The organism is Oceanidesulfovibrio marinus, assembly GCF_013085545.1.
Classification (GTDB): Bacteria; Desulfobacterota; Desulfovibrionia; order Desulfovibrionales; family Desulfovibrionaceae; genus Oceanidesulfovibrio; species Oceanidesulfovibrio marinus.
This window is the reverse complement of record NZ_CP039543.1, coordinates 1,313,837-1,339,387: the sequence shown is the minus strand read 5'-3', so window position 1 is coordinate 1,339,387 and position 25,551 is coordinate 1,313,837. Positions and strand designations below refer to the sequence as shown.

Here is a 25,551-nt window from a genome sequence, read left to right as displayed (position 1 = left end):
GTCTGGTTCTTGAGATGACACATCCCAAATGGTTATGCTGATCTTGTTTGCTTCTTCCCCACCTTCCACATTTGCACCACCACGAACGGGATCAAGCTACACCCCAGAATGAGCTGCCACTGGGCCAGCGTTGGGACCACGGTGTGTAGCGCCGTGGACAGGCCAGGCAGGAAGATGGCGGCCGAGAGCATGGTGAGCACGATGACAATGGCGCCCCAGATGTATGGGTTTTGGGTCACGCCGTTGACGAAGAAGCGCGAGCCCGTGTCGCGCATGTTGAAGACGTGCCAAGTGCGCGCAAAGGCCAGGGTGAGGAAGGCGATGGTGGCTGCGGTCGTGTCGTCCACCTGCATGCTGCGCAGGCTCACGAAGAACGCGGTGAGCACGGCCGCGGCAATGAGCAGGCCGTAGACGAAGATCGCGGCCCAGTGGTCGCGCCGCACGATGGGCTCCTCGGCCCCGCGCGGCTTTCTGATCTTGTCCGCGTCGCCGCTGCCGCCCATGCCCAGGGCCAGGGCCGGGAAGATGTCGTGGATCATGTTCAGGTAGAGGATCTGCAACGGCAGCAGCGGGAGCGGCGCCTGGGCCAGGATGGCCGTGGCCACGATGGCGATACCGCCAATGTTGCCCGAGAGCAGGTAGATGATGAACTTGCGGATGTTCTCGAAGATGATCCGCCCCTGCTTCACGGCCATGGCGATGGTGGAGAGGGCGTCGTCCTTGAGCACCACGTCGGCCGCCTCCTTGGCCACCTGGGTGCCGCGCCGGCCCATGGCTATGCCGATGTCCGCCTTGCGCAGGGCCGGGGCGTCGTTCACGCCGTCGCCGGTCATGGCTGTTATTCTGCCGCGCTTCTGGTAGGCGCCCACCAGGTCCAGCTTCTGCTCCGGGGAGACGCGGGAGAATATTTCGGCCTTGAGCACGCGCTCGCGCTCTTGGTCGCTCAGCTCATCCGGTGATTTGAGATCCTGTGAGCGCATCAGATACTCGGGCCCGGCGTCCTCGGGAATGAGCCCCAGGGACACGGCCACGGTGCGGGCCGTTTCGGGCTGGTCACCAGTGACCATGATGATGTCGATGCCGTCCTCCTGAAGCTCGCGTACGGCGTGGCGCACGTCGTCGCGTGGGGGATCCATGAGCCCGGCCAGGCCGACGAGGGTCATGTCCTCGTATGGATCGGCGTCGACGCTGTCTACGTTGCGGATGGCCAGGGCGAGCACGCGCAGGCCGCCGGCGGCGAGCTCGTTGTTGCGATTGCGCCAGGCGTCTCGGTCATCCTCGGCCAGCGCGCGCGGACCATCCGGACCCAGCACCGAGGCGACTCGTTCCAGGACCGACTCGGGCGCGCCTTTCACGGCCACAACCAGCCCCTGGCCATCTTCCCTGGTATGGAAGGTGGCCATCATCTTGAGCTCCGGGTCAAAGGCCTCCTCCTTGTGCTCCTCCATGGATTGCAGCAGCTCGGGCCGCCGGATGCCGGCGTCGCGTCCGGCCTCCAGCAGCGCGACCTCCATGGGGTCGCCCGTCACCTCGCCCTCACCGTCGCCCAGGCTGGCGTTGTTGCAGAGCACGCCCACGAGCACTGCCTGGCGCACGGTGTTTTCCAGAGCCTCGGCGTCCGGCCGGAACACGCCGTCGTTATCGGCCTTGATGGACGCTATGTCCTCACGGCCTGCCACGCTGAGGGTGGTGAGCCGCATGCGGTTTTCGGTGAGCGTGCCGGTTTTGTCCGAGAAGAGCACGGTGACGGTGCCCAGGGTCTCCACGGCCGAGAGGCGGTTGATGAGCGCGTTGCGCTTGGCCATGCGCCACATGCCGCGGGCCAGGGCGATGGTCGCCACGATGGGCAGGCCTTCCGGGATGGCGGCCACGGCCAGGGCGATGGCCGTCTCTATGATGAGCAGGGGATCCATGCGCGCGAAGTAGCCCACGCCGGCGATCACGGCGGCGATGACCAGGACGATCCAGAAGAGCCGGTTGCCCAGGCTGTCGAGGCGCTTCTCCAGGGGCGGCTGCTCGCTCTCGGCCTGCTCGGCCAGCTCGGAGATGCGGCCTATCTCGGTGTCCATGCCGGTGGCCACGGCAATGGCCCGACCAGAGCCCAGGGTGAGAGCCGTGCCCTTGTAGAGCATGCCGAAGCGTTCGGCCAGGGGCGCGTCTGTTTCCACGGGATCGGCGTGCTTGTGCACGGGCATGGACTCGCCGGTGAGGGCGGACTCGTTGGCGCGCAGGCGCGACGCCTCCACGATGCGCATGTCCGCCGCCATCAGGTCGCCGCTTTCCAGCACAACGATATCGCCCGGAACCACGTCGGCCGCCGATATCTCTTTGGTGACTCCACCGCGCAGGACGCGCGCCGTGGTCTTGCTCAGCTCCTGCAAGGACTCCATGGAGCGCACGGCCTTGAGCTCCGTGACAAAGCCGATGACCACGTTGATAGCCAGGGCGATACAGATGGAGAATCCTTCCAGCCACTGCCCGAAGGCGAAGGACAGGGCGGCCGCGGCGGCGAGCAGCAGGACGATGAGGTTCTTGAACTGCGCGTAGAGAATGGCCCACGCCGAGGTGCGGCTCCTGGTCTCCAGGGCGTTGGGGCCGTATTGTTCCAGCCGGCGGCGCGCCTCGTCGTCGGTCAAGCCGCTATGGATATTGGTGTCCAGGTCGCGCGCAACGTCCTCGTATGGCGCGGCCCAAGGCTTTGCGGGGATATCTGGTTTTGTGGCGGGGTCAACCATATGGTTTCTCTGCTCCGGATTGTCGGATCTGCGATGCACTGCGAAATTCCGTCCAGGATACACAAGAATCATCGTTTGGCACAATGCCGGGAGAAAACTCCATGGAACCGGAGCCTGTTGGCAGCTAAGTTGATGAAAAAATGGCTTTACGATTGATCGAAATTTGATAATAAGAAACCGACTCGTATTCGCACGGCTTTTGATTGCAGATCAACTCAAACCGTGTGTCGACGAAAGGGACCATGATAAAAGTACTTATTGCTGACGACCATCCAATAGTCAGGCAAGGGCTCCGGCAGATATTCGAAGGTTCTTCATCATTTGTTCTGGTTGGGGAAGCTTCCGGCGGATCGGCCGCGCTGGACATGCTCGGCGAGCACAACGCCGACGTTGTGTTGTTGGACCTGAACATGCCGGGCATGGATGGCCTTGAAGTGCTCAAGCGCATTCGTCGGGAGTATCCCAGAACCAAGGTGCTTGTGCTCAGCGTCTACCCGGAGGAGCAGTACGCCGTCCGGGTCATCCGCGCCGGGGCCTCCGGCTACATGACCAAGAACGCCGGGCCGCACGAGATGCTCGAAGCCGTGCAGCGCGTGTACGAGGGCGGCAAGCATCTGAGTCCCAAGGTCGCCGAGCTTCTGGCCTCGGAGGTGGGCGGGGATTTCGACAAGCCGCCGCATGAGAGCCTTTCCGACAGGGAGTTCGAGGTCATGCGGCTGTTGAGCCTGGGTAAGACAGTGACCAGGATAGCCGAAGAGCTGAACCTCAGTCCCAAGACGATATCCACGTACCGGTCGCGCATTTTGTCCAAGATGCATCTGGAGTCCAACTCGGACCTGACCCAGTACGCGATCCAGTACGAGCTCATTCCGTAGATCCCTTGAGCACAGCTCAAGCCGGGTGCACCGCATTGCTTCTTCTGCGGCATCTGTAGTCTTTTGTCTGACAGGGTTTTGTCGACATTCCTTATAGACGCATTCTGTTCTCCTGGGCATTGTCATCCTGCCTGCCGTCAGTTTTCGCCATAAAATCGCGCTGATGAAGCGTACATGACACATCAGGATGGGCTGTATGCAAGAGGTGCCCGGAAACGGAACCAGTGAATCTGTGAGCGTCGAGATTGCATCGGCCATCGGTAAGGATGTCTTGCTGGAGCGATTCGGTGGCGACGAAACCACCATGAAGGACGTGGTTTCGTTGTTCATCGACGTTGTCGGAGAGGAGCGCAAGACCATAGCAGAGCAGATTGCCTCCAGATCCGATAAGGATGGATGCGCCAAGCGCGTTCACAATCTTGCCAGCTCGGTTTCTCCTTTTGGCTTGTCCACATTGTCGAGACGCTGTATTCATATAGAATCAGCTCTCCTTCGGGGCGACTGGGAGCAGGCGCAAGACGGCTTCGAGGAAATCGATTTCCACCTCGGCAAGCTCATAGGCGCGTTACTGGACATCGGAACCGACTGAGCATGCCGTTCGCGGCCCTTCGCGACGCTGCCCCCGGTGATGCAGTCAGATGGAGGTGACCGCATGCATCCTTGGCAGAATATCATCGTGGGTGTGGATCTGGGGGCCGAGAGTCTCGAAGTGGCCGTGGAGGCGTTGTGCGCAATGCGTGACGCCAAACGTATCCGCGCCGTGTCCGTTGTCCCTGGCCCGCAAAGCGACGACGCCGCGCCGCAAAATCCGGGCGAGGGCCCCGTCTCCCTGGGCGAATCCGAAACAGCGAAGTATCTGAGCAACCTGTACAGGGAAGCGCTCGCCAAGTTCCAGCAGGAAGCGAACACGCGCTGCTCCGACGCCGAGTTCGATACCCGGCTCTTGTACGGCACGGTGTACCAACGTCTTGTGGAGTCGGCCGAGGAGATAGACGCCGACGTTACCGTAGTGGGCCTGCCCAACAAGGAAGGCCGCGACACCAGGATGCTGGGTCGCACGCCAGCGCGGCTCATCGGTTTCTGCAAGTGTGATGTGCTGGCCATCCCCTTCGGCTGCGAGCTGGACCTGAGCCGCATCCTCGTGGCTGTGGACGGCTCGGCCTACTCCAGAATGGCGGCGGAGAAGGCCCGCGCGCTGGCCAGGTCTGCCGGCGGCGTGCTGCACACCCTCTGCGTTATGTCCGCCAGGGACGCTCACATCACCAACCTGTCCGGTGAGGAAGGGTTGGAGGAATCCGTGGCAGACTCTGCGGCGCATGCCAATGTCGAGGCCAACCGCGCCAGAGAGGAAGGCATCGAGGCCCATCCCCACTCAGCCAAAGGGCCGGCCTACAAGCGCATTGTGGAAACGGCCAGAAAGCTGGACGCGGGGCTCATCGTCATGGGCTCCCACGGCCGCACCGGGCTGATGCGCCTGCTGCTTGGCAGCGTGGCCCAGCGTGTGCTGGAGGCGACGGATCGCCCCGTGCTCGTGGTGCGCAGCTAGCGCATTTTCGTGTTCAGATTTCCGCAGCCCGGCTTGTTCAGCCGTTCCGTGGAATAGCCGCGGCGTCAGCTTCGACGGCCGCCTCGTGAAGGGCTAGTCCTTCTGCCGTATATTTTCCGAGGCCAGCTTGCGATACAGGCGCGTCATGGCGTCGAAGGTTGCGTGGATGGAAAAGCGCGCCGCGATACGCTCTCGCCTTCGTTCTCGTGCGCCGGTATCCTCATGTAGCAGGCGTATGCGCCGCACGGCGTCGGCCAGCTCGCGGGGATCCTTCGACTCCGCGATGACCAGCGGCTCCTCGCCTTCCAGCGTTTCATCCATCCCGCCGCCGCGAACCCCCAGCACGCGCGTTCCGCACGCCTGCGCCTCCAGCGAGACCAGGCCGAACGTCTCGTGCGTGCCGGCGTTGATGAAGATATCCGCCGCCGAGTAGAGCTCGGCCAGACGGTCGGCGTCATCCACGTAGCGCATCCAGGTGGTGTTGCACCGCGCCGCCGTCTCTTTCTCCACCAGCTCGCGCTCCTCGCCGTCCCCCACCACCAGCAGATGCACGCTGCGGGCCTCGTCGCCCAGGGCGTCCAGCATGGCAAAGGTTTCTGGCAGGTTCTTCATCTCGGCCAGACGGCCCACAAAGAGGAGCAGGCACACATCATCGGGCAGCTCCAGCTCGCGCAGGACCGCGGCGCGCGAATCCCGCGGCCGGAACACGTCCACGTCCGTGCACAGGGGGATGCGCTCCACGCGCCTGACGCCCATGGCCTTGAGCTGGCGCTCGAACTGCCGGGTGGAGGTCACGGTGCAGGTCATGCGGTTGTAGAGCTCGGCCAGGTAGTACTCGATAGCCTTGGTCAGCACCATGCTCACGGCTCCGGAGCGGGTCACGTTGCCCAGCTCTACCCCCAAAGCCCGCGGGTAGTCCGAGTGGTAGAATCCCACCAGGGGCACGTCGAACTCCTCGTGGGCCTCCAGGGTTATCCACGCCGGGATGTAGGCGTTGTCCACCTCGATGACGTCGGGCTTTTCCGAGGCGATAATCTCCAGGATGCGTGTGCGGTTCACCAGCAGCCGGTAGCTCTTGGTGAGCATGAAGGATGGGGAGTCGATGACGTAGACCGACGTGTTGCGGTCCATATGGAAGTCGTCTGCGTCGCCGGGAACCACCAGCACGTGCCGGTACTCCGGATGGGCGGCCATGTACCTGGCCTTGTCCTGGAGATAGCGCTTCACCCCGCCGGAGATGGGGCTGTAGGACTGCACGATGTCGCAGATGACGAAGGGCGTCGATGCCGAAGTGCTCCGTGTCACTGGACCTCCCTAATCGTGCAACTGGTCCGATACGGCCGACTCGTGCGACTGGGCCCGCCCGGCCGGTTCGAAGCGGCCGGCCTCCTCAAGCGCATCCCGGACCACCGGTCCGTCTGCTGTGGTGCCGAGCCGGGGAGTGGTCACCCGGGAAAACCGGGAAGCAGAGGCGAAAGTGCAGCACGGGGCCCCGGAAAGGGGCCCCGTACGCCGAGGAAAGAGGGAATGAGAAACCTCCGCAGGCGATGCGCGCGCAGTCACCGTGAACCGGCCGTGCGCGTCACGTTGCGGCGGCGTACTCTTACTGGGCCATTCCCATGAAATGTCCCTATACCAGAGCGGCTATTGTGAGGGAAGGGGGGGAGACCGGTATGACGAAATGGTGTCGACAGTGACATTCGTAGGCTCATGTCCTACGCGCCGTGTGTGTTCGATTCCTACGCGGGAAATGCCGAGTTGCTGATATCGGGCCGTGTTGCAGAGAGCTATACGGGATATGGTCGTAGAACTTTCCAGAAGCAGCCAACAACCCCCGGAGGTGACTCGATGGACCGCATATCCCTGACTCAGAATGGTAAGCAACCCCTGCAGTTCGATGGCTACCACCTTGCCGAATACACTCCCTCCAAAGGGCTTCCCCTTGGAGTCTTTTCCTGGAAGCTGAATCTCTACTCCAATGCGGACGGAGGGTATGTACTTGCTTCCCAGCTGGAAATCGCGGTGCCTGCGAGGTTGTCCCTGGCAAGCGCCACGACCTTCGATTCCGCCCAGAACCTGATCAAATATTTGTGGGAAGGCGACCACCACTGCGCCGAGCCGCCCATGAAGCTCGTGCAGATCGCCGCGCATGATGATCGCCAGCTCCGGGCTATGCTTTCGCCGGCGTGCATGGATAACGGACTGCCCGCCGTCAGGCCGGAGGCGAGCATGGCGCGCCGTCGCGTGGTTACGGAGGAAGAGTTCGCGGGTTTCGATATGGAACCGGCTATGGCCTGATCCCGACAAATTTCCAACGGCGCCAATCCCCCCCTTGGCCCGGTGGTAAGGAGGCGGCTGCGTTCATGCGCAGCCGCCTTTTTTTATTCAGGGGAAACCACTTGTATTATTTACTGCTTGGGAATATCGACAAATATCCGATTAAAAAGAAGGAGTTTTTCGTGCGGCGTTTGGCCCTATATGCGGCTACGTAGTGGCATCTGTATGAAAAGTATGATATTTGCACCATTGACCCACAACCTAAACTTATTTCCCCCATTGTTAGCCCAAGGAGCTGGCACAATGAGTCTACTGAACAGGATCAAGATCTCCACCAAGTTGGCTATTGTCTTCTTCACAAACTTTATCCTGATCGTAGCCATGGGTATCACGGCGTACTTTGGCTCCAGCAACATTCAGGCGCAGCTCTCCAGCGTGCTCGACAAGGACTTCAAGGGCGCGATGTTTCTTCTGGAGGCGGACCGCGACCTGCACCAGATGCTCATTGCCCTGCGCGCCATGTGCACCCTTGAAAAGGGGGGCGAGCAATACACCGAGCAGATGAAGGATTACACCGACAACCGTGGGCAGGCCGACACGCGCGTCAATAAGTTCTTTGCCGATATCAACACACCGGAAACCAAGGCGCTGGTGGACGGCTACTTTGCCGACCGCAAGGACTGGGACATGGTGGCGGATCGTATTTTCGCCGAGATTGACGCGGGCAACGAAGAGGCTGCCTTGAAAATCTCCCATGGGGAAGGCAAGCAGCAGTTCGACAAGATGCGCGACAACCTCGATAAGCTGACCGGCATTGTGCAAAGCATGGCCGCGGAAAAGGAGACAAGCTCGCAGCGCTCCTTCCACAACTCCATGATCATCCTCACCGCCCTTACGGTGGGCAGCATTCTCCTCGGTAGTCTGGTCACGTTTCTCATTTCCAGGAATATCACGGTGCCTCTGCGCCGGATGATGGCGTTTGCCCGCAAGGTGGGCGCCAGGGACTACGACTCCAGGCTGGATGTGCACCAGAAGGACGAGGTGGGCGTCCTTGCCGATGCCTTCCGGGAGATGGTCTCGCAGCTCAAGGTGAACATGGAGGAGGTCGGCCGACAGACCGAGCTGGCCGAGGACAAGGCGAACCAGGCCGCCGAGGCGCTGGCTGTGGCCGAGGAGGCCCAGCACAAGGCGGAAAGCGCGCGCAAGGAAGGCGTGCTGGCCGCAGCCGACAGGCTCCAGGGCATCGTGGACGTGGTGCTGTCCGCCTCCAGGGAGATTCAGGTGCAGATCGATGAGTCGAGCAGGGGATCGGAAGAGCAGGCCAGGCGCGTGAGCGAGACGGCCACGGCCATGGAGGAAATGAACGCCACGGTGCTGGAGGTTGCCAGGAACGCCACCCGGACCGCGGAAACATCGGAGGAGGCCAAGCAGAACGCCGAGGAGGGCTCCCGCATAGTGAACAAGGTGGTGGATGGCATCGCCATGGTGCAGTCCCAGTCTCAGGAGCTCAAGGAGGATATGTCCACGCTGGGCAAGCAGGCGGAAGACATCGGCCAGATTCTGTCGGTTATTACGGATATCGCCGACCAGACCAATCTCCTGGCGCTCAACGCCGCTATCGAGGCCGCCAGGGCTGGCGAGGCCGGGCGCGGCTTTGCCGTGGTCGCCGGCGAGGTGCGCAAGCTTGCGGAAAAGACCATGCGCGCTACCAGCGAGGTAGGCCAGGCCATCAACGGCATCCAGCACGGCGCCCGCAAGAACATCACCAATGTGGACCGTTCCTCCGAGACAATCAGCGAGGCCACCACTTTGGCCGGGCAGTCGGGCGATTCCCTGCGCAGCATTGTGCAACTGGTGGATATGGCTGCGGATCAGGTGCGTTCCATCGCCACGGCGTCGGAGCAGCAGTCGGCGGCCAGCGACGAGATCAACCGCAGCATCGAGGAGATCGACCGCATTTCCTCCGAGACCTCGCAAGCCTTGCAGCTGTCCGTCAACGCGGTCAACGATCTCACCGACCAGACCCGGTCCCTGCAGGAGCTTATCGCCCAGCTGCGCAAGGACGCCGGGCAGTAGCAGAGAGACGCCGGGATTTATTTCGGTCAACCGCGCGGCTTCATACCGTCGCGCCCAAATAATCGCCGCACACTATGCGTCAGGCAGCTCGCATGACCAGCGGGCTGCCATGGTGTATACGCTTTGAAAAGGCCCCATCCAGCTGTGTCGCCTCCATCCGGAGGCTCGCCTGCCCCGTGTTCCTGGCGGGCCGGCAATGAGGGCTCGAAGGAGGCTCGTTCCTCATGTGCTTCCGACAGGATGAATGCCCCGCGCCACGCCCTGCACAGTACCGGGACATGATAGCTCCGGCCGATGTGCAGCCGCTGCTGGGCAACCGGCACCTCGCCATCCAGGGCGCGCGGCCGTCCGCCGCCTTGACCGGGCTGATCGAGCTGCTCTGGAGCCTGCCCGGTTACGACTCGGGCCAGAGCGTGTTCGACATCCTTCCCGATTCCCACTTCGATCTCGTGTTTCTGCTGGGCGAGGCCAGCTGCTCGGCCCTGTTGTCCGGGCCGTACACCCGCAAGGTCTCGCTGCCGCTGGAAGATTCCTGGGAGCTTGTCTGCGTGCGCTTCCGGCCAGGCATGTTCCCGCGACTGGCCGACGTCAAACCATCCGAGCTTGTCAACGGCGGCGTCTTTTTAAAACGAATCCTGGGCATGGACTCGGATCAGCTCGGGGAACGGCTCAAGGCGCTCTCGGGCATTGACTCCAGGAAAGCGTTTCTCGAAGGGCTCTTCCACACAGCCGGCTTGGCCGAACAGATGGCTACGGCAAGGAGTCGTCCCTGCCTGGCCATGATCGAGTCCTGCGCCGGCCGCATTACCGTTTCGGAGTTGGCCCGGCAAAACAGCATGAGCGTGCGGACGCTGGAGCGGGTCTTTATGGAGGAAGTAGGGGTGGCGGCCAAGATGGTCATCCGCTACTTCCGCTACCGGGCGGCCCTGGCCGGGCTGCGTTGCGGCCGTGTCGGAACACTGGCCGACCTGGCGCTTCGCTGCGGCTACTCGGATCAGTCCCATTTCATCAAGGAGTTCTCCTTCTTTGCCGGCGCTTCTCCCGGCCGGCTCTGAATGTGTCGCATTTTTCCAATATCTCCTCGCACCGGTGCGCTAGCATCCCTGCATGTTCCGCTTGGGAACAGATCGGAGCGAAACACCGGATCAATTCAGCAGCGAGGAGCAATACAATGACGATGAAACGGTTACGGCTTCTGGAATGCAGCGGTACGCCCGCCGAGATCGGCCGGCAGTATGGCGAGGCGGCGCGCGAGGATATCCGCAAGGGTCTGGACATGCTCATGTCCTGGCTGGAGCACGCGCCGTATCAATGCCGTGTGGACCGCGAGACCGTGTGCGCGGCGGCTGGGAAGTATCTTCCCAATGTCGAACAATGTTTTCCCGAGGGAGTTGAGCGCATTCGGGGCATGGCCGAAGGTTCCGGCCTGTCCTTTGAGGAGTGCTTTGCCGTGAGCTGCTTCACGGAGCTGGTGGGGGTCTATCCGTACCTGGCGCCCATGTGCACGTCCTTTGCCGTGACCGGTCCGGCCACGAAAGACGGGCAGACCATCATCGGACAGAACGTGGACTGGCACCAGGAGACGCCCCTTGATCTCATGCGCGTCACCTATCCCGATGGCAGCGGGCATCTTGCGCTGACCTTCTTCTGCGCGTCGAGCATCATTCTTACGTCGCACGGACTGGCCAACTCCGCCAACCTGACCATCGCGCCCATGGGGCCGGTGACGGACCATACGCCGTTTGCGTATTATCTGGCCGAGGCAATGCGCCAGCCCACGACAGACAAGGCGCTGGAGATTCTGAAAAAGCATTCGCGGGGCGTGGAGTATTTTCATGTGGCCTCTGGGGATGGCCGCATGGCCGGGGTCGAGAGCGTGTACGACGGGTGCACCGTTCTCGAACCGCAGCAGGGCGTGCTGGTCCACGCCAACCATTATGAGACCGAAGCATACACCAAGGACGACGTGGCGCAGATGTATATGCCGGACTCGTTCAAACGCGCGGACAGGTTGCGGGAGCTGATCCGGGAGCACTACGGCGAGCTCACTCCGGAGCTGATGATGCAGCTGCTGGCCGACCACGAAGGGTATCCGTACTCAATCTGCCGGCATCTGGACGCGGACATCCCGTACGCCCTTTCCGCCATCTCCGCCGCCTCGGTGGTTATGGTTCCGGAGGAGCGGACAATGTATGTGGCCGCCGGTGCGCCGTGCGAGAACGGCTTTGCGGAGTACTCTGTGGGGCGGTGATTGTGACGCGACGGCGCGTCCGAAGGCTGAGAAGGGCGCGGAGCGCCAAAGAAAAAAGGGGTTGCGCTGGTTGGCGTAACCCCTTGAATTTCTGGTCGGGATGGCGTGATTCGAACACGCGGTCTCTGCGTCCCGAACGCAGCGCTCTAGCCAAACTGAGCCACATCCCGTCGTTGGAAACAATTCGTATAGACGCATTGGCACGCGTTGGCAAGAGACTTGGCATACATTTGACAAATTTTCTTTTCCAAGCGGACAAAATCTGCCCATCCACGCCGCAGTATCTACCTAATTTATTGAAATATAAGGGGCGGTAAGCGGTAAATGTCACGCAGGCCGCCCTTCTGAGTCATAGAGAATATCAATCATGGCGTGGACAAAGCGTGTGTTGTATGCGATGCATCATGTCATGTTCGAGCATAATCTCGAACGATTTCAAACCTCAATGAACAAGACTGTTTTAGTCCGATATGGATGGAGAATGAGATTGTGAGCATCAAAGTCGTCGTCGTTGATGATTCCGCTTTCATGCGCAAGGCCTTGAGCACGATGCTCGAGAAGGACCCCGAGATCAAAGTGGTGGCCACGGCCCGCAATGGCGAAGAAGGACTGGAGCTTATACGCACGCATCAGCCGGATGTCGTAACGCTGGATATAGAGATGCCCAAGATGGATGGGCTCACGGCGTTGCGCCATATAATGATGGAAATGCCCAGGCCCGTGCTGATGGTCAGCTCTCTGACCACGGAGGGCGCGGAGTCCACGCTGAAAGCCATGGAGCTGGGCGCCGTCGATTTCATTCCGAAGCAGCTTTCCAAAGTCAGCCTCGACATCGTGCGGATCGAGGAGAGCCTGCGGGCAAAGGTCAAGGAGGTTGCGCGGCGAAAGTTCCGGGCTCCACGGGCGCTGCGACCGGCAACGGCAAAGCAGGCAGCCGCAAGAGCCCCGCAGCCGGCGGCCAGACCGTCCGGCCGGCTCATTCGCGACGTGGTGGCCGTGGGCGTGTCCACGGGAGGACCACCTGCCGTGCAGAAGATGCTCTCCGCGCTGCCGGCGGATTTTCCCGCCGGTATACTCATCGCGCAGCACATGCCTGCGGCTTTTACCGGCCCCTTTGCAAAGCGGCTCGACTCCGTGAGCCAGATACGGGTGAAGGAGGCCGAGGGGGTGGAGGCCTTCAAGCCGGGGACGGTATACATAGCGCCGGGCGGCAAGCACCTGGTGCTGGCGCAGAAAGGCTCGCGCATGGAGGTCCAGGTGGTGGAAGAGCCGGCAAATGCGTTGTACAAGCCGTCGGCCAATGTGCTTATAGGCTCCACGGCCGAGTATTTCGGGCGCCGCACGTTGGGTGTTATCCTGACCGGCATGGGCAACGACGGTCTGGAAGGGGTGCGCGCCCTGAAAAGCCGCGGCGGCCGCGCCATCGCGCAGAATGACGCCTCCTGTGTGGTTTTCGGCATGCCCAAGGCTATTGTAGATGCAAACCTGGCCGATGAGGTCGTGGATATAGATGATATGGCGCAGGCGGTGATGAAGAATATCTATACGCATTAGGTATTTCTTGCCTTGCTTCGGAAGGGGCCTGCCTATATGCTCAATGAACCAAGGCTTATTGGCAGGAACCAGGCGGTGCGGATTCGCCCGCTACCGAGCGCTAACGGCAAGTAGGCATCGGAGGAGTTGAAACGATGGTGTCGAAAGAAGAGATCCTGGAACTTTTGAACAGCGAAGATTCCCAGGATATTCGCGAAGGTGCTTTCCGTGCGGGTGAGGAACGGATTGGCGAAGCGGTGGAGCCGCTGGTGCGTCACCTGCAAAGCGGGAACCTCGGTGTCCAGGAGGCGGCGGACGCCGCACTCCGCCATATAGGCGGAGCCGCGACCGTTCAGGCGCTGACTCCGCTGCTCCGGTCCGACGATGCGCCGGTGCGCAACCTGTCCATGGACATTCTGCGGGAGATCGGCGCTCAGGATGTAGAAACGCTGGCCGAGCTTCTGCACGACGAGGATCCGGACATGCGCATCTTTGTGTCGGATATCCTGGGTGAAACCGGCAACGCCCTGGTAGTGGCGCCGCTGTGCAGAGCGCTGCTCAGGGACCCGGAAGTCAACGTGCGCTATCAGGCCGCCGTGAGTCTGGGAACAATCGCCTCTCCGGAGGCCGCCGGGTGCCTGAACAAGGCCCTGGAGGACGAGGAGTGGGTACAGTTTGCCGTTATCGAAGCATTGACAAAAATTCGAGAAGAATCGTCCATCAACGCCCTGGCCAAGGCCATGAGCCGCTCCACGGACCTCGTGGCTTCCATGATCGTGGATGCTCTGGGCGAGATGGGCAACATCAAGGCTGTCGGCTTGTTGCTCAAGCGGCTGGAGGCCTCGCCCACGGCCCTGCGCAACAAGATCGTCAAAGCCGTGGTCAAGATACTCGGCGGCAAGTCCCTCTCCCTGTTGTCCCAGGGTGAGCGCGAGAACCTGCGCGAGTACGCCCTGGTGGCTCTTGAGGACGAGGATGAAGAGATCCAGGACGCCGCCGTGCAAGGTCTGGCCTATGTTGGCGGCGAGGACGCATCAGCCGCGATTCTGGAGCTGGCCACCCGTCTGGACCCAGTGAGCAACCAGGACCGCATAGAGCATATGGCCCAAGCGCTTGCCGCTATCGGCAACACGAATGCGATGGAGGACGGCCTGGTCAACGGTGAGTGGAAGAAGGGCATGACCATTCTCGAGGCCTACCGCCTCATCGGGGAGCCGATCCATGCGAAGAAGCTTCAGGACGTCTTCATGGACAAGGACCTGGACATGCAGCGGGCCATCGCCATCGTCCTGCGGGAGCTGGCCAATCCGGAATCCACGGAGTTCTTCCTCAACCTGCTGGAGACCCATCAGGACGGGACCATACTCAAGGAAGCCGCAGAGTTCCTTGGGCCACAGATGCACGAGCAGAGCGCGTTGCCAGCTCTCTTCAACCTCCTGGACCATCCGTACGACGATGTGAAGGACTCGGTGCTCGAAGCCATAGTCTCCATCGACGGTCCGGAAGTGCGGGAGCACTTCAAGGAGAAGTCCGTGAGCGAGGAGCCCGTGGACAGGCTCATGGCCACCTACGTTCTGGGCCGCCTCGGACACGACGAGGATCTGCACGACCTGCAGCGCGCCCTGGAAGATCCGGTGCCGGAGATTCGCAAAGTGGCGCTGGAGTCGCTGGATGGGCGGTGCTTCGAGATAGACCGCCTGCTGCCCCTGGCCCTGCCGAGTCTCTCCGACGAGGACAGGGAGGTGCGCCTCGCCGTGGTCGAGATACTGGGCAAATGTCATGAGGAGGCCGTGCTGCCGCACCTGGAAAAAGCACTGAAGGACGAGGACGACTGGGTACGCATCCGCGCTCTGGAAGCGCTGGGCCAGCGTCATTCCGCACAGTCCATCTCCAAGATCGTCCCTCTGTTGGACAGCGACAACACGCTCATATTGCTCAAGGTGATCGAAGCGCTCGGCGAGATTGGTGGCGAGAGCGCCTTCCGCTCGCTTTTCACGATATTGGACCATGAGAATACCGAGGTCCAGGCCGCCGCCGAAGAGGCGCTGGCTCGCCTCAAGGCCGTTCGGGAGTAGCCAGTGAGTTCTCTGTTTGCAAAGACATCGCTGGGTCGTAAAGACCTCAAGATTTCGGACTCCGAGTTCGTCCAGCTGCGCGATTTTATCTATTCGAACAGCGGAATTTACATCGCGGACAACCGCAAATATCTTCTGGAGAACCGGCTGGGCGGTCGGCTCAAGGCGCTTAACCTGAAAGACTTCGGCGAGTACTACTATTACCTGCGCTACGACTCCAAACGCAGGGACGAGCTCTCGCGGCTGTTCGAGGTGGTCACCACCAACGAGACCAGCTTCTACCGCAACCCGCCTCAGCTCAAGGTCTTTCAGGAAAAGGTGCTCGCCGAGGCCATTGAGGAGCAGCGCAAGAAGAACCAGAAGCGGCTGCACATCTGGTCAGCCGGATGCTCCACGGGCGAGGAGCCGTACACCCTGTCCATGATTCTCCACGACGTGCTGGGCAGCGAGATACGCTCGTGGTCCGTGCGCATAACGGCCAACGACCTGTCCGAGGCCGTGCTCGACTCGGCCAAGGAGGCGCTGTACACGGATTATGCGTTGCGAACCACGCCCAAGGAGAAGATCGCCAAGTTCTTCGATCAGGAGGGCGACAAGTACAGGGTGAAGCCGGAGGTCCGCAGACTGGTCAGCTTCGGCCCCATCAACCTGAACGATCGGATGGCGGTGAAGCGGGTCGAACGCTCCCAGATCGTGTTCTGCCGCAACGTCATCATCTACTTTGACGACGACATGAAAAAGCGGGTCATCTCCGCTTTCTACGATAACCTTCAACCCGGCGGGTTCCTGTTGATCGGCCACAGCGAGTCGTTGCACAACATCTCGCGCGCATTCAAGCCGGAGCACCACCCGGGCGCCATAGTCTACCGCAAGGTATGAGACCCGTAAGATATTCCGAGACGGGGAGGCATGTTTTTTGAGAGGTCGAACACGTGATTGCGCGAGTGCTCGCTGTGGCCAACCAGAAAGGCGGCGTGGGCAAGACAACCACGGCTTTGACGCTGGCCGCAGCATTTGCCAAAGAAGGGCGCAACGTGCTGGTCATGGATCTGGACCCGCACGTGAGCGCGTCCATCCATATGCGCTTCTACCCGGAGAAGCTGAGGCACACGGCCTACGATCTGTTCAAGAAGCCCCGCGGCGAGCGGTGGCAGACGGTATGGAACAAGGTGACGTACCCGGCGGCCGGCGGTGTGTTCGATTTTGTTCCAGCCCATCCCAAGCTCTCGGACCTGGATGTGGACCTCGCCGGGATCAAGAGCAAGGGCAGCCTGCTGGTGCGGGCTCTGATGAACGTACCTCAGGAGTACGATTACGTCATTCTGGACTGTCCGCCCTATCTGGGGGTATTGCTCGCCAATGCCATCATGGCTGCGAACCTCGTAATAATTCCAATCCAGACGGAGTATCTCGCACTCAATGGTCTCAAGCTCATATTCTCCACCATGCGCACTCTGAACCGCGTCCGGCGCGAGCCTGTGGGCTACCGCGCCCTTGCGACCATGTTCGATTCGCGGGCCGGGGCGTGCAAGCGCGTGCTGGAGCTGCTGCGGGAGAAGCTGGGCGACAAACTGTTCAAAACCATCATTCATCACGACACCAAACTGCGGGAAGCCAGTGGCAAGGGAGCCGTGATCTACGACCTGTATCCAGACTCGCGTAGTGCGCTGGAGTATGTGCAGCTTGCTGCGGAGATTGAAGCCCTATGAGTAAAAGCCCTGAAGAATATTTCCTGGATGAGGAACTTTCTCCGGAGGAACACGCCGAAGAGATGGCCTTCTCCGATACGGAGCGCGCGTTCCTCGAAAAGTATCTCGGACTCGAACGGGACATTCTCGACCGTCTCGGCATCGAGGAGGCCGAGCCCCAGGCCGTGGACCTGGCCGAGGTGGAACCCCCGCCGCCTCTGGAGCAGACCGCTCCGGCAGAGGAGGCCGAGCCGCCGGTGGCGGAAGAGCTTCGCGAGCCGGAGCCGGCTCCCGAGGTTCAGGCCGTCCATGAGGAAGTCCCGGAGACGGCCGAGGAGTTTGTTCCGGAACCCGAGGCCATCGTCTATGAAGAAGAGGCCGTGGAGCCGGCCGTTGAGCCGGAGATCGAGGCCGAGCCGTCTCTGGACGACGAGATACGCGCCCAGTCCGAGATCCAGCTTGTCAGCTTCTTTCTGGCGGATCAGGAGTTCACCATTCCGATCAACGCGGTGCAGGAAGTGGTGCGCTACATGGAGCCCACGGCCGTGCCGGAGTCGCACGGCTACCTGGCGGGCATCGTCAACCTGCGTGGCCGGGTAACGCCTGTGCTGCGTCTGGGCGTCATCCTGGGCAAGGAAGAGCCGCCGGCCGAGGAAGAGGAATCCCTGGACGAAGAGGCCCGAGCGAAACGCTTTTTCGTGGTCTGCCGCAAGGGCGACCTGCAGGTAGCGCTGCTGGTGGAGCGGGTGCATACCATGTATCGTGTCCCCCAGTCCGCGATCGAATGGAATATCGAACAGAAAATGGGCGCGGACGTGGACATAGTCCGCGGACTCCTGCGTTCCGGGGACGACCTTATCGGCGTTGTCTCGATGGAGCGCTTGCTCGATAAAGTGGGCTTGCAAGGAGGCCTGAATGTCTAAACATATTCTCATTGTGGACGATTCCAAGACTGTGCGGAACTTGGTGGCCTTCATTATGAAGAAAGAAGGCTTCAAGGTGACGACGGCGGAAAATGGTTTGGACGGGCTGGAAAAGCTCTATACGAGTCCGGATGTTGACCTCATCATAAGCGACATCAACATGCCCAAGATGGACGGCTTCACCTTCATCAAGTCCGTGCGGGAGCAGGAGCTGTACCGCGACGTGCCCATCGTGGTCCTTTCCACGGAAGGCCGTGAAGAAGACATCGATGCAGGCATCAGCCTTGGGGCGAATCTCTATCTCGTTAAGCCGGCGCAGCCGGAAATGCTCGTCAAAAATGTGAAAATGCTTCTGGGCTAAGGCCCAGCGGACAGCCGGGTAAGGATTGATACGACCATGAGCCAGGATTTTCTCGATCCGGAAATTATCACCGATTTTATCCTCGAGGCCAAGGAACATCTGGAGACCATCGAGCCCAACCTGCTGGAGCTTGAGAAGTCTCCGGAGAATTTGGCGCTGCTCAACGAGATATTCCGGCCCATGCACTCCCTCAAGGGGGCGTCCGGTTTCCTCGGTCTGAACACCATGAACCGGCTGGCTCACCGCGCCGAGAACATTCTGGATGAGCTGCGCAAGGGCGAGATGGGCGTCACCTCGGAGATCATGGATGTCATCCTCTCCGTGACGGACGCCCTGCGGCAGATGGTCGACAACCTGGAGATGGAAGGCTCGGAAGGCAATGTGGAGGTGGACGAGCTCATCGCCGTCATCGACCGCATCATGACGGGCGGCGCAGCTCCGGCAGCTTCTGCCGCTCCCCAGCCTGAACCGGAACCGGCTCCGCAGCCCGCACCTGAGGCCGCTCCGGAGCCCGAACCAACGGCGGAGGCGCCTGCCGAGCCCGAACCGGCCCCGGCGCCGGAAGCTCCGGCCGAGCAGTCCGCACCCGAGCCCTATGACGGCGATATCCACCCCGAGTTCGAGGACGAGAACCTCGATCCGTATACGCTTACTGCGTTCGGCGAAAGCCACCTCAATGATTTTCTCGAAGAAGCGCAGGATATCGTGGAAAATCTCAACGCCGGGTTGGTCTCCCTGGAAAAGGAGCCCGAGGCGTGGGCCGACACCACTAACGATCTCTTCCGTTACTTCCACAACCTCAAGGGCAACTCCGGCATCATCGGCTTCAAGGAGCTCAACGGCCTGACCCACGAGGCTGAAACGCTGCTCAATCGCGTGCGCAAGGGCGAGATGGACGCCTCGGCGCAGGGGCTGGTGGATCTGCTGCTTCTGGTGGTGGACACCATTGAAAGCCTGGTGGCCGGCGTTGATACGCAGTCCGGCACCGTGACCCCCGTGTCCACGGCCGGCGTCAAGACCCGCCTGCGCAGGGCTGTGGAGTCCGGCACCATCGAGTCCCCGGCCGAAGCCGAGAGCGAGGAGCCCGCACCTTCCGAGGAACCTGCCGCGCCTGCCGAACCTGCCGCGGAGGAGTCCGCTGGCGAGGGATTCGACCCCGACGACGTGGCCATCTTCGAGTCCGCAGTGAAGCAGCAGCTCGGCACAGTCCGCGTCGCCCTGGACAAGCTGACCGGCAACCCGGACCAGAGCGAGTATGTAGACGCGCTGTACCGCGCCCTTGTCACCATCCAGAACTCCAGCGGCTACATGGGCATCGAGGAGGTCCAGACCTACGCCCAGCGCACGGCCGCCCTGGTGGACCAGGCGCGCTCGGCCGGCATCGGGTTTGATGCTCTGCTGGACATCATGCGGCAGGAGACCTCCATCATCGCCGACATGGTTGAGAAGGAAATTCAGCAGATCAAGTCCCAGGGCGGCCAGGCGACAGGCCCCACGGCGGAACCGCCGGCTCCGGCGGCCAAGGCTCCGGCTCCGGAAAAAGCGCCGGAAGCTCCTGCTCCAAAACCAGAGCCCGAGCAACCGGCCGCGGCGCCCAAGCCTGAGCAGAAGGCCGAGCCCGCAGCAAAGCCGGAACCCGCGCCCAAGCCTGCGCCGAAAGCGGAACCCAAGGAGACGCCGGCGCCTGAGGCAAAGGCTGCCCCGAAGCCAGAGCCCAAAGCCGAGCCCAAGCCTGCAGGGGACGAGAAAAAGGCCGCCACGGCTACCGCGGCAAGCCAGGCCGCGGTGCAGTCGCAGCAGAAGCCCAAAGTTTCCTCCACCATCCGCGTGGACCACGAGAAGCTCGACCACCTCATGAACCTCATCGGCGAGCTGATCATCAACCGCAACCGGTTCACCATGATCGCCCGCAACCTGGAGGAGCACGGGGAGCAGATAGACGTGGCCGAGACCGCGCAGAACCTGGTGGAGACCACCTTCGCCATGGCGCGTATTTCCGACGATCTGCAGGACACCATCATGAAGGTGCGCATGGTGCCGGTGCAGACCGTTTTCTCCCGTTTCCCGCGCCTGGTGCGCGACCTCTCCCGCAAGTCCGGCAAGCAGGTCGAGCTGATCATGGAAGGCGAGGAGACTGAGCTGGACAAGTCCGTGGTCGAGGTCATCGGCGACCCCCTGGTTCACCTCATCCGCAACTCCGTGGACCACGGCATCGAGCCCGAGGAGCAGCGCATCAAGGCCAACAAGCCGGCCAAGGGCACGGTCTGGCTGCGCGCCTACTACCGCGGCAACTCCGTGGCCATCGAGATCGAGGACGACGGCAAGGGCATCGATCCGGAAAAGATGCGCGAGGTGGCCGTCAAGAAGGGCATCATCTCGGCCGACGAGGCCAAGAACCTGGACGACCGCGAGGCGCGCGAGCTCATCTTTGCCCCCGGCTTCTCCTCGGCTGAGAAGATCACCGACATCTCCGGCCGCGGCGTGGGCATGGACGTGGTGCGCACGAACATCAAGAACCTCAAGGGCTCGGTTTCCATCACCTCCGAGACCGGCAAGTTCACGCGGTTCACGCTCATCCTGCCGCTTACCCTGGCCATCATTGACGCGCTCATGGTCAAGGTTGGCGGCGACACCTACGCCATTCCCCTGGACGCCGTGTCCGAGACCACCAAAATCGAGACAAAGCGGCTCACCGAGGTCAACAACCGCAAGGCCGTCACCCTGCGCGGCCAGGTGCTGGGCATCATCTCCCTGTGCGAAATGCTGGAGCTGCCGCCGCCGGAGAAAGAGCCGGACATCCTCTCTGTGGTGGTCATCCAGGACGGCGACCGCCGCCTGGGCCTTGTGGTGGACAGGCTGCTGGAACGCCAGGAGATCGTCATCAAGCCGCTGGGCGCCTACCTGGGCGACCAGAAGGGCATCTCCGGCGCGACCATCATGGGCGACGGCTCGGTGGTCCTCATTCTGGACCCGCACGAAATCTACCTCATGGCCACGTCCAAGGCCATCTAGCGGCGCGGGACGGCATGCGGCTTCGAATGCTCGTTGCGGCGGCTGCCGCCGCGGCGCTTCTGCTTCTCGCCGGGGCGGCAGCCGCCCAGCCCATAGGCACGGAGCCCATTGACGGGGCTTTCGGCTTCACCCTCGGGGACGTCTACGTGCCGGACTCGGCCACGGACATGACCCAGGACAAGGGCGGTCTGGTGCGCGTGGAGGTGGAGGCGCGTATCCACACGGGATTCTTCCGCTACCATGCCCTCTGGCTGGAGCCGGATACCCAGCGAATCGTGCAGATCACGGCCACGGCGCCGTACCCCACGCGGGAATCGGCGGAGGAGGCTCTTGCCTCGCTGCTGGATGTACTGCGCAAGAAGTACGGCCACGGCGTGTTCGAAGATCTCGTCCACACCTTCCACAACAAGGAACGCTCGATCCACGTAAGCGTGAGCGTGCAGGGCAGCATCTATGTGCTGGCCATCGCCTACCAGGACGACGCCCTGGTGAACGAGGCCATGCGCAAGGCCGCCGAGCGACGCTACAGCATTTCGGGCGATTCTCTCGGAAGCGGGCTTTAGATGGTCTCCAACTATCTTGCTGGAATATTCTACGAGTTCAGCAAAATAGCTTGTCTGTGATTCAAGCGCGCTAGAACAGCGTGTAGAGCCGGCTGAGCACGAGCCCCTCGCCCAGTACGGACACGAAGAACAGCATTGCCGCCAGCCAGGCAGTGGGCTTCTGCCGCAGCGGCGTCTTGCTCGCTGCAATCACTCCCCACAGAATGCAGGCCGTAAACATGGCCAAAATGGAAACGGCGAGGCCCATCCACTCCGGCTTCATCAGGTCAATGGAGGCGAGGCCCAGTTCGCTGATCCGCGGCGCCAGCCAGACGGCATGCCAGGCCACGGCGCAGGCGGCCAGAACGCCGAAGGCGAGGGCGAACTTGGCTGAACGCTTGAAGGCATAGGCGTAGTAGTCGCGGCCGTAGTCCTCCTTGTTGCGCCGCATCAGCAGCCAGAGCAGACCCAGGCCGCCCGCGGCGGCCGGCGCGGCCAGCACAACTGCGGCGAAGAAGGGCCAGAAGGTGGAGGCCAGGGGGATGCTGCGCGCTACGGATACGAAGGACTGGAGCGAGGGATCTACGGCGAACGCTTCCGGATACTGGATCATCACACGCTTGAGCGCGAGGAGCATATAGACGCCGGCGATGCTGACGATGACCGCGAGCACGCCGAGAGTGATGTGGAATACCTTGATATCCTTAAGCCTTGCCCATGTGGTTTGGTACTGCAACATAAGCAGCAGGGCCACGGCCAGCACGCCGAGCACAAAGATGGACGCCTGCCCCAGCAGTGGGGAGAGCACGCCTTCGAGCACGTAGGCCGGGTGCCGGAATGCGAGCACGGCCCAGCCGCCCAGGCAGAAGGGCAGGGCGCAGAGGGAGAAGACCACGGACATGGTCGCCATCTGTTTGCCGAACTTGTCGTGGAACACCTTCTTCTGGGCTCGGCCGGCGATCTCGCTGACAAGGGCGATAAAGGGTCCGCCGAGGGCCGCCAGCAGGACAAGGCCCATCAGGCTGAGCAGGATGGTACGCAGGTATAATGCGTATTGGAGTAGATTAGCAGGTATCTCGGGCATGTAAAATGCTCCTCGGTAGGGGCCGCCTGGTAGCGGTTCAACTCGATATGGGTGAAAGGCAATCGGTAAAAGTCACTGCCTTATTTTTTCAATGCTGGCAACCTCATGCCATCCAACAGGCCGCGCTGCCTTGATAAAGGAACTTCTCTCCCGTATGGTTCCAACGAATTAGACGGTTCCGGTCCCGGCCGTGGCGGAAGGGTGCGCCCCGGGCGGTAATGCCCGCCGCGGAGGCGAGTTCTGATAAAAGGAGTTTACGTGGCACAAATCCATGTCCGAAGTATCGCATACTGCAGTACGGTCCGGGAGACGTCTCTGCGGGACATTCGCGGCGTTTTCGCTCCTGCCGCAGCGCTCCTCGTTCTCACGTGTCTGGTCGGCTGCGCGCCGCAGGCGAGTATAGATTTTCGCATGGCTAACCTCGAATCGCGGGTTATGGATCTGGAAGAACAGAACCGCCGCCAAGCCTCCGAGCTCGAAGCCCGGATGGATCGGCTGGAACGTTACGCCGTTGCCGAAGGCGTGGAAAAGGACCGCATCCGCGCGGCCATAGCCGCCGCCCGCAGCAGTGCCTACGCCGCCGAGGCGCAGCCCATGCTCCCCTTGCATCCGGCGACCGAGACCGTCACCGAGACAGTCGAGCAGGAGGAGATCGTCGTGGAGTCCGTGGAAACGGAGCCGCGTCTCCATCCTGTCTCTCCGGCCACGGCCAGAAACACCGAGCCGGCCGTGGACTCCGGTCCCGGACCCGAGACGCCCTATGCCGAGCCGACCCCAGCGGTCTACAGTGCGCCGCAATCCAATGCCGCAGCCACGGTGCACAAACCTTCCGACAACGAGCTGCCGTACGCCTACACCGAGGCCGTGCGGCTGACTCGCTCCGGCAATACAGAAAAGGGCCGCCAGATGCTGCGGGCGTTCATCATGGAGAACCCCGACAGCCCTCTGGTGCCCAACGCCTACTACTGGCTGGGGGAGACGTACTACCACGACAAGCGGTACGCCCAGGCGATTCTCACATTCAAGGAAGTCACCTCGCGGTTCCCCAAGGATCCGAAGGCCGCGGCCTCGCTGCTGAAGATAGGGTACTCCTATGAGATGCTCGGCGACAAGAACAACGCGCGGTTTTATCTGAACGCCCTGCTCGAGGATTATCCCAAGTCCGAACCAGCGAAGCTCGCCCGCAAGGCGCTCGATGAAGGATATTAGGGGCCAAGGCTCGTTTGACACCTATCCGGACTCTTCTGAGGGCAGCGCTTTTTTCCCGTGGGCGCTTGCCGAAGAGCACGCTTGGCCTACACGGACTCCCGAAGAGCTCCGCCAGATGTGGGCCAGCTTCGCCCTGCGGCATACGGCCGGCCTGGGCGTGCGCACATGGCGCAGGCTGGCGGACCGCTACGGCGACCCCATGGGCGCGGTTCTGGCGGCCAGACGCTGGGTTGTGGACGGCGTTGTTTCCGAGAAGGTGGCGCGTGAGTTTCTGAGCGACTCGTGGCGCGAGACCGCGCGGCAGGAGTGGGACGCCGTCCGGGACCGCGGCTTCGCCCTGGTGCTCTGGACAGATCCCGAGTACCCGCAATATCTCAAGGAGATTGCCGGGCCGCCCCTGTATCTCTACCGCCTCGGCAACCCCCGGCTGCTCCAGGGACCATGTGTGGCCGTAGTCGGCTCCCGTCAGGTTTCGGACTGGGGCAGGGCCATGGCCTATGACCTGGGGCGCGACCTTTCCAATGCAGGCGTCACCGTTGTCTCGGGCATGGCCAAGGGAGTGGACCGCCACGCCCACCTGGGCGCCATGACCGGAATCGGAGCCTCCATCGCCGTGCTCGGCACCGGTCCGGATCGCATCTATCCACCCTCGAACCGCGACGTGTTCCATACTCTGACCCATGGCGGGCTGGTGATCACCGAGTTTTCGCCGGGCGTGGCCCCGGCGGCCGGGAACTTTCCCGTGCGCAACCGCATCATCAGCGCGCTCGGCCTGGGCGTTGTCGTGGTGGAGGCGCGCCGGAAGAGCGGAGCGCTGATCACGGCGCGGCAGGCGCTGGAGCAGGGCAGGGAGGTCTTTGCCGTGACGCCGCCGGAAAACGCTGTGGGCTTCGAGGGCTGTGCAGAGCTCATCGATGACGGCGCCATTCCGGTGCGCAGCGCCAGGGATATAGTGGCCGAGCTGGGCCCGCTGCTGGAGGCAGGACTGCAGGGAAAATCGCGGAAAACCGGCGCCAAGGCGCGCGGGAAGCCGACTTTAGGGAGAAGTGGACCTCCGGACACTAATGGTTTACAGAAAACGTCCGATAAGTACTACCAAGACGGTAGGAAAACTATTTCGCCAGACTCATCGAGCGAGAATCTGAAGCAGACCTTAAGTAGAGCCTTGACGCTGCCCGCATCTGTGGGCGATGACGGCCTTTCACTTTTATCGACAATGGAAGATGGAGCAGTTGTTCACGTAGACGAACTGGCTGAGCGTCTGGAATGGGACGTCAGCCGGGTGAGTCGCGTGCTGCTTCTTCTTGAAATGGAAGGCCTTGTGAAGCAATGGCCCGGCATGCGCTATAGCAAAGGGACATGAC

General features: G+C 61.9%; 20 protein-coding genes and 1 tRNA gene. 17 read left to right on the top strand and 4 right to left on the bottom strand.

What is annotated here, in order from left to right; translation table 11 throughout:
* Nucleotides 1–32: 32 nt before the first annotated feature.
* Nucleotides 33–2,735 carry a cation-translocating P-type ATPase gene (locus tag E8L03_RS05955; protein ID WP_171266827.1) on the bottom strand — a complete coding sequence of 901 codons (2,703 nt, stop codon included), beginning with the start codon at nucleotides 2,733–2,735 and terminating at the stop codon, nucleotides 33–35.
* Between the two features lie 242 nt (nucleotides 2,736–2,977).
* Here E8L03_RS05955 and E8L03_RS05950 point away from each other — a divergent pair, with 242 nt between their 5' ends.
* The 3 genes from E8L03_RS05950 to E8L03_RS05940 all read left to right on the top strand — a co-directional run bounded on the left by E8L03_RS05950 (nucleotide 2,978) and on the right by E8L03_RS05940 (nucleotide 5,156).
* The gene (locus E8L03_RS05950; RefSeq protein ID WP_144305770.1) at nucleotides 2,978–3,610 is read left to right on the top strand and encodes a response regulator; all 633 of its coding nucleotides are present in this window, start codon (nucleotides 2,978–2,980) and stop codon (nucleotides 3,608–3,610) included.
* A gap of 196 nt (nucleotides 3,611–3,806) precedes the next feature.
* Complete coding sequence (locus E8L03_RS05945; protein WP_167512497.1) at nucleotides 3,807–4,199, top strand: Hpt domain-containing protein; 393 nt, start codon at nucleotides 3,807–3,809, stop codon at nucleotides 4,197–4,199.
* Nucleotides 4,200–4,262: 63 nt separating this feature from the next.
* A complete protein-coding gene (locus tag E8L03_RS05940) occupies nucleotides 4,263–5,156 on the top strand; it encodes a universal stress protein (protein ID WP_171266826.1) in 894 nt (297 codons plus the stop codon).
* A gap of 93 nt (nucleotides 5,157–5,249) precedes the next feature.
* On the opposite strand, the gene E8L03_RS05935 is transcribed toward E8L03_RS05940, so the two are convergent.
* Nucleotides 5,250–6,461 carry a glycosyltransferase gene (locus E8L03_RS05935; protein ID WP_171266825.1) on the bottom strand — a complete coding sequence of 404 codons (1,212 nt, stop codon included), beginning with the start codon at nucleotides 6,459–6,461 and terminating at the stop codon, nucleotides 5,250–5,252.
* Between the two features lie 543 nt (nucleotides 6,462–7,004).
* Here E8L03_RS05935 and E8L03_RS05930 point away from each other — a divergent pair.
* The 4 genes from E8L03_RS05930 (at nucleotide 7,005) to E8L03_RS05915 (ending at nucleotide 11,760) form a co-directional block, all read left to right on the top strand.
* Nucleotides 7,005–7,454, top strand: coding sequence for a hypothetical protein (locus E8L03_RS05930; protein WP_144305774.1), 450 nt, complete (start codon nucleotides 7,005–7,007; stop codon nucleotides 7,452–7,454).
* A 282-nt stretch (nucleotides 7,455–7,736) separates the two neighbouring features.
* Entirely contained in the window at nucleotides 7,737–9,509 is a 1,773-nt protein-coding gene (locus E8L03_RS05925) for a methyl-accepting chemotaxis protein (protein ID WP_167512499.1), read from the top strand.
* 278 nt (nucleotides 9,510–9,787) lie between these two features.
* Nucleotides 9,788–10,564 carry a helix-turn-helix transcriptional regulator gene (locus E8L03_RS05920; RefSeq protein ID WP_171266824.1) on the top strand — a complete coding sequence of 259 codons (777 nt, stop codon included), beginning with the start codon at nucleotides 9,788–9,790 and terminating at the stop codon, nucleotides 10,562–10,564.
* 116 nt (nucleotides 10,565–10,680) lie between these two features.
* The gene (locus tag E8L03_RS05915; protein ID WP_167512501.1) at nucleotides 10,681–11,760 is read left to right on the top strand and encodes a C45 family autoproteolytic acyltransferase/hydrolase; all 1,080 of its coding nucleotides are present in this window, start codon (nucleotides 10,681–10,683) and stop codon (nucleotides 11,758–11,760) included.
* 92 nt (nucleotides 11,761–11,852) lie between these two features.
* Here E8L03_RS05915 and E8L03_RS05910 read toward each other — a convergent pair.
* Nucleotides 11,853–11,930 (bottom strand) — tRNA-Pro (locus tag E8L03_RS05910).
* A 358-nt stretch (nucleotides 11,931–12,288) separates the two neighbouring features.
* Between E8L03_RS05910 and E8L03_RS05905 the strand changes: the two genes are divergently transcribed.
* From E8L03_RS05905 to E8L03_RS05870, 8 genes are all read left to right on the top strand, one after another.
* Nucleotides 12,289–13,314, top strand: coding sequence for a protein-glutamate methylesterase/protein-glutamine glutaminase (locus tag E8L03_RS05905; RefSeq protein WP_235896657.1), 1,026 nt, complete (start codon nucleotides 12,289–12,291; stop codon nucleotides 13,312–13,314).
* A 134-nt stretch (nucleotides 13,315–13,448) separates the two neighbouring features.
* Nucleotides 13,449–15,368, top strand: a complete 1,920-nt coding sequence (locus E8L03_RS05900) for a HEAT repeat domain-containing protein (RefSeq protein WP_144305779.1) — start codon at nucleotides 13,449–13,451, stop codon at nucleotides 15,366–15,368.
* A 3-nt stretch (nucleotides 15,369–15,371) separates the two neighbouring features.
* On the top strand, nucleotides 15,372–16,247 hold the full coding sequence (locus E8L03_RS05895) for a CheR family methyltransferase (protein WP_144305780.1): 876 nt from the start codon (nucleotides 15,372–15,374) through the stop codon (nucleotides 16,245–16,247).
* A gap of 53 nt (nucleotides 16,248–16,300) precedes the next feature.
* Complete coding sequence (locus E8L03_RS05890; RefSeq protein ID WP_144305781.1) at nucleotides 16,301–17,077, top strand: ParA family protein; 777 nt, start codon at nucleotides 16,301–16,303, stop codon at nucleotides 17,075–17,077.
* Nucleotides 17,074–17,979: a chemotaxis protein CheW gene (locus E8L03_RS05885; RefSeq protein ID WP_144305782.1), complete on the top strand. Its 906-nt coding sequence runs from the start codon at nucleotides 17,074–17,076 to the stop codon at nucleotides 17,977–17,979. The genes E8L03_RS05890 and E8L03_RS05885 overlap by 4 nt, the downstream gene beginning before the upstream one ends.
* Nucleotides 17,972–18,340: a response regulator gene (locus tag E8L03_RS05880; protein WP_144305783.1), complete on the top strand. Its 369-nt coding sequence runs from the start codon at nucleotides 17,972–17,974 to the stop codon at nucleotides 18,338–18,340. The genes E8L03_RS05885 and E8L03_RS05880 overlap by 8 nt, the downstream gene beginning before the upstream one ends.
* A gap of 36 nt (nucleotides 18,341–18,376) precedes the next feature.
* Complete coding sequence (locus E8L03_RS05875; RefSeq protein WP_171266823.1) at nucleotides 18,377–21,352, top strand: chemotaxis protein CheA; 2,976 nt, start codon at nucleotides 18,377–18,379, stop codon at nucleotides 21,350–21,352.
* 14 nt (nucleotides 21,353–21,366) lie between these two features.
* A complete protein-coding gene (locus tag E8L03_RS05870; protein WP_171266822.1) occupies nucleotides 21,367–21,915 on the top strand; it encodes a hypothetical protein in 549 nt (182 codons plus the stop codon).
* A gap of 70 nt (nucleotides 21,916–21,985) precedes the next feature.
* On the opposite strand, the gene E8L03_RS05865 is transcribed toward E8L03_RS05870, so the two are convergent.
* The gene (locus tag E8L03_RS05865) at nucleotides 21,986–22,978 is read right to left on the bottom strand and encodes a hypothetical protein (protein WP_171266821.1); all 993 of its coding nucleotides are present in this window, start codon (nucleotides 22,976–22,978) and stop codon (nucleotides 21,986–21,988) included.
* Nucleotides 22,979–23,389: 411 nt separating this feature from the next.
* Between E8L03_RS05865 and ybgF the strand changes: the two genes are divergently transcribed.
* Nucleotides 23,390–24,187, top strand: a complete 798-nt coding sequence (ybgF, locus tag E8L03_RS05860) for a tol-pal system protein YbgF (protein WP_244963676.1) — start codon at nucleotides 23,390–23,392, stop codon at nucleotides 24,185–24,187.
* 115 nt (nucleotides 24,188–24,302) lie between these two features.
* Nucleotides 24,303–25,550: a DNA-processing protein DprA gene (gene dprA, locus E8L03_RS05855; RefSeq protein WP_171266820.1), complete on the top strand. Its 1,248-nt coding sequence runs from the start codon at nucleotides 24,303–24,305 to the stop codon at nucleotides 25,548–25,550.
* The last annotated feature ends 1 nt before the right edge of the window (nucleotide 25,551 follow it).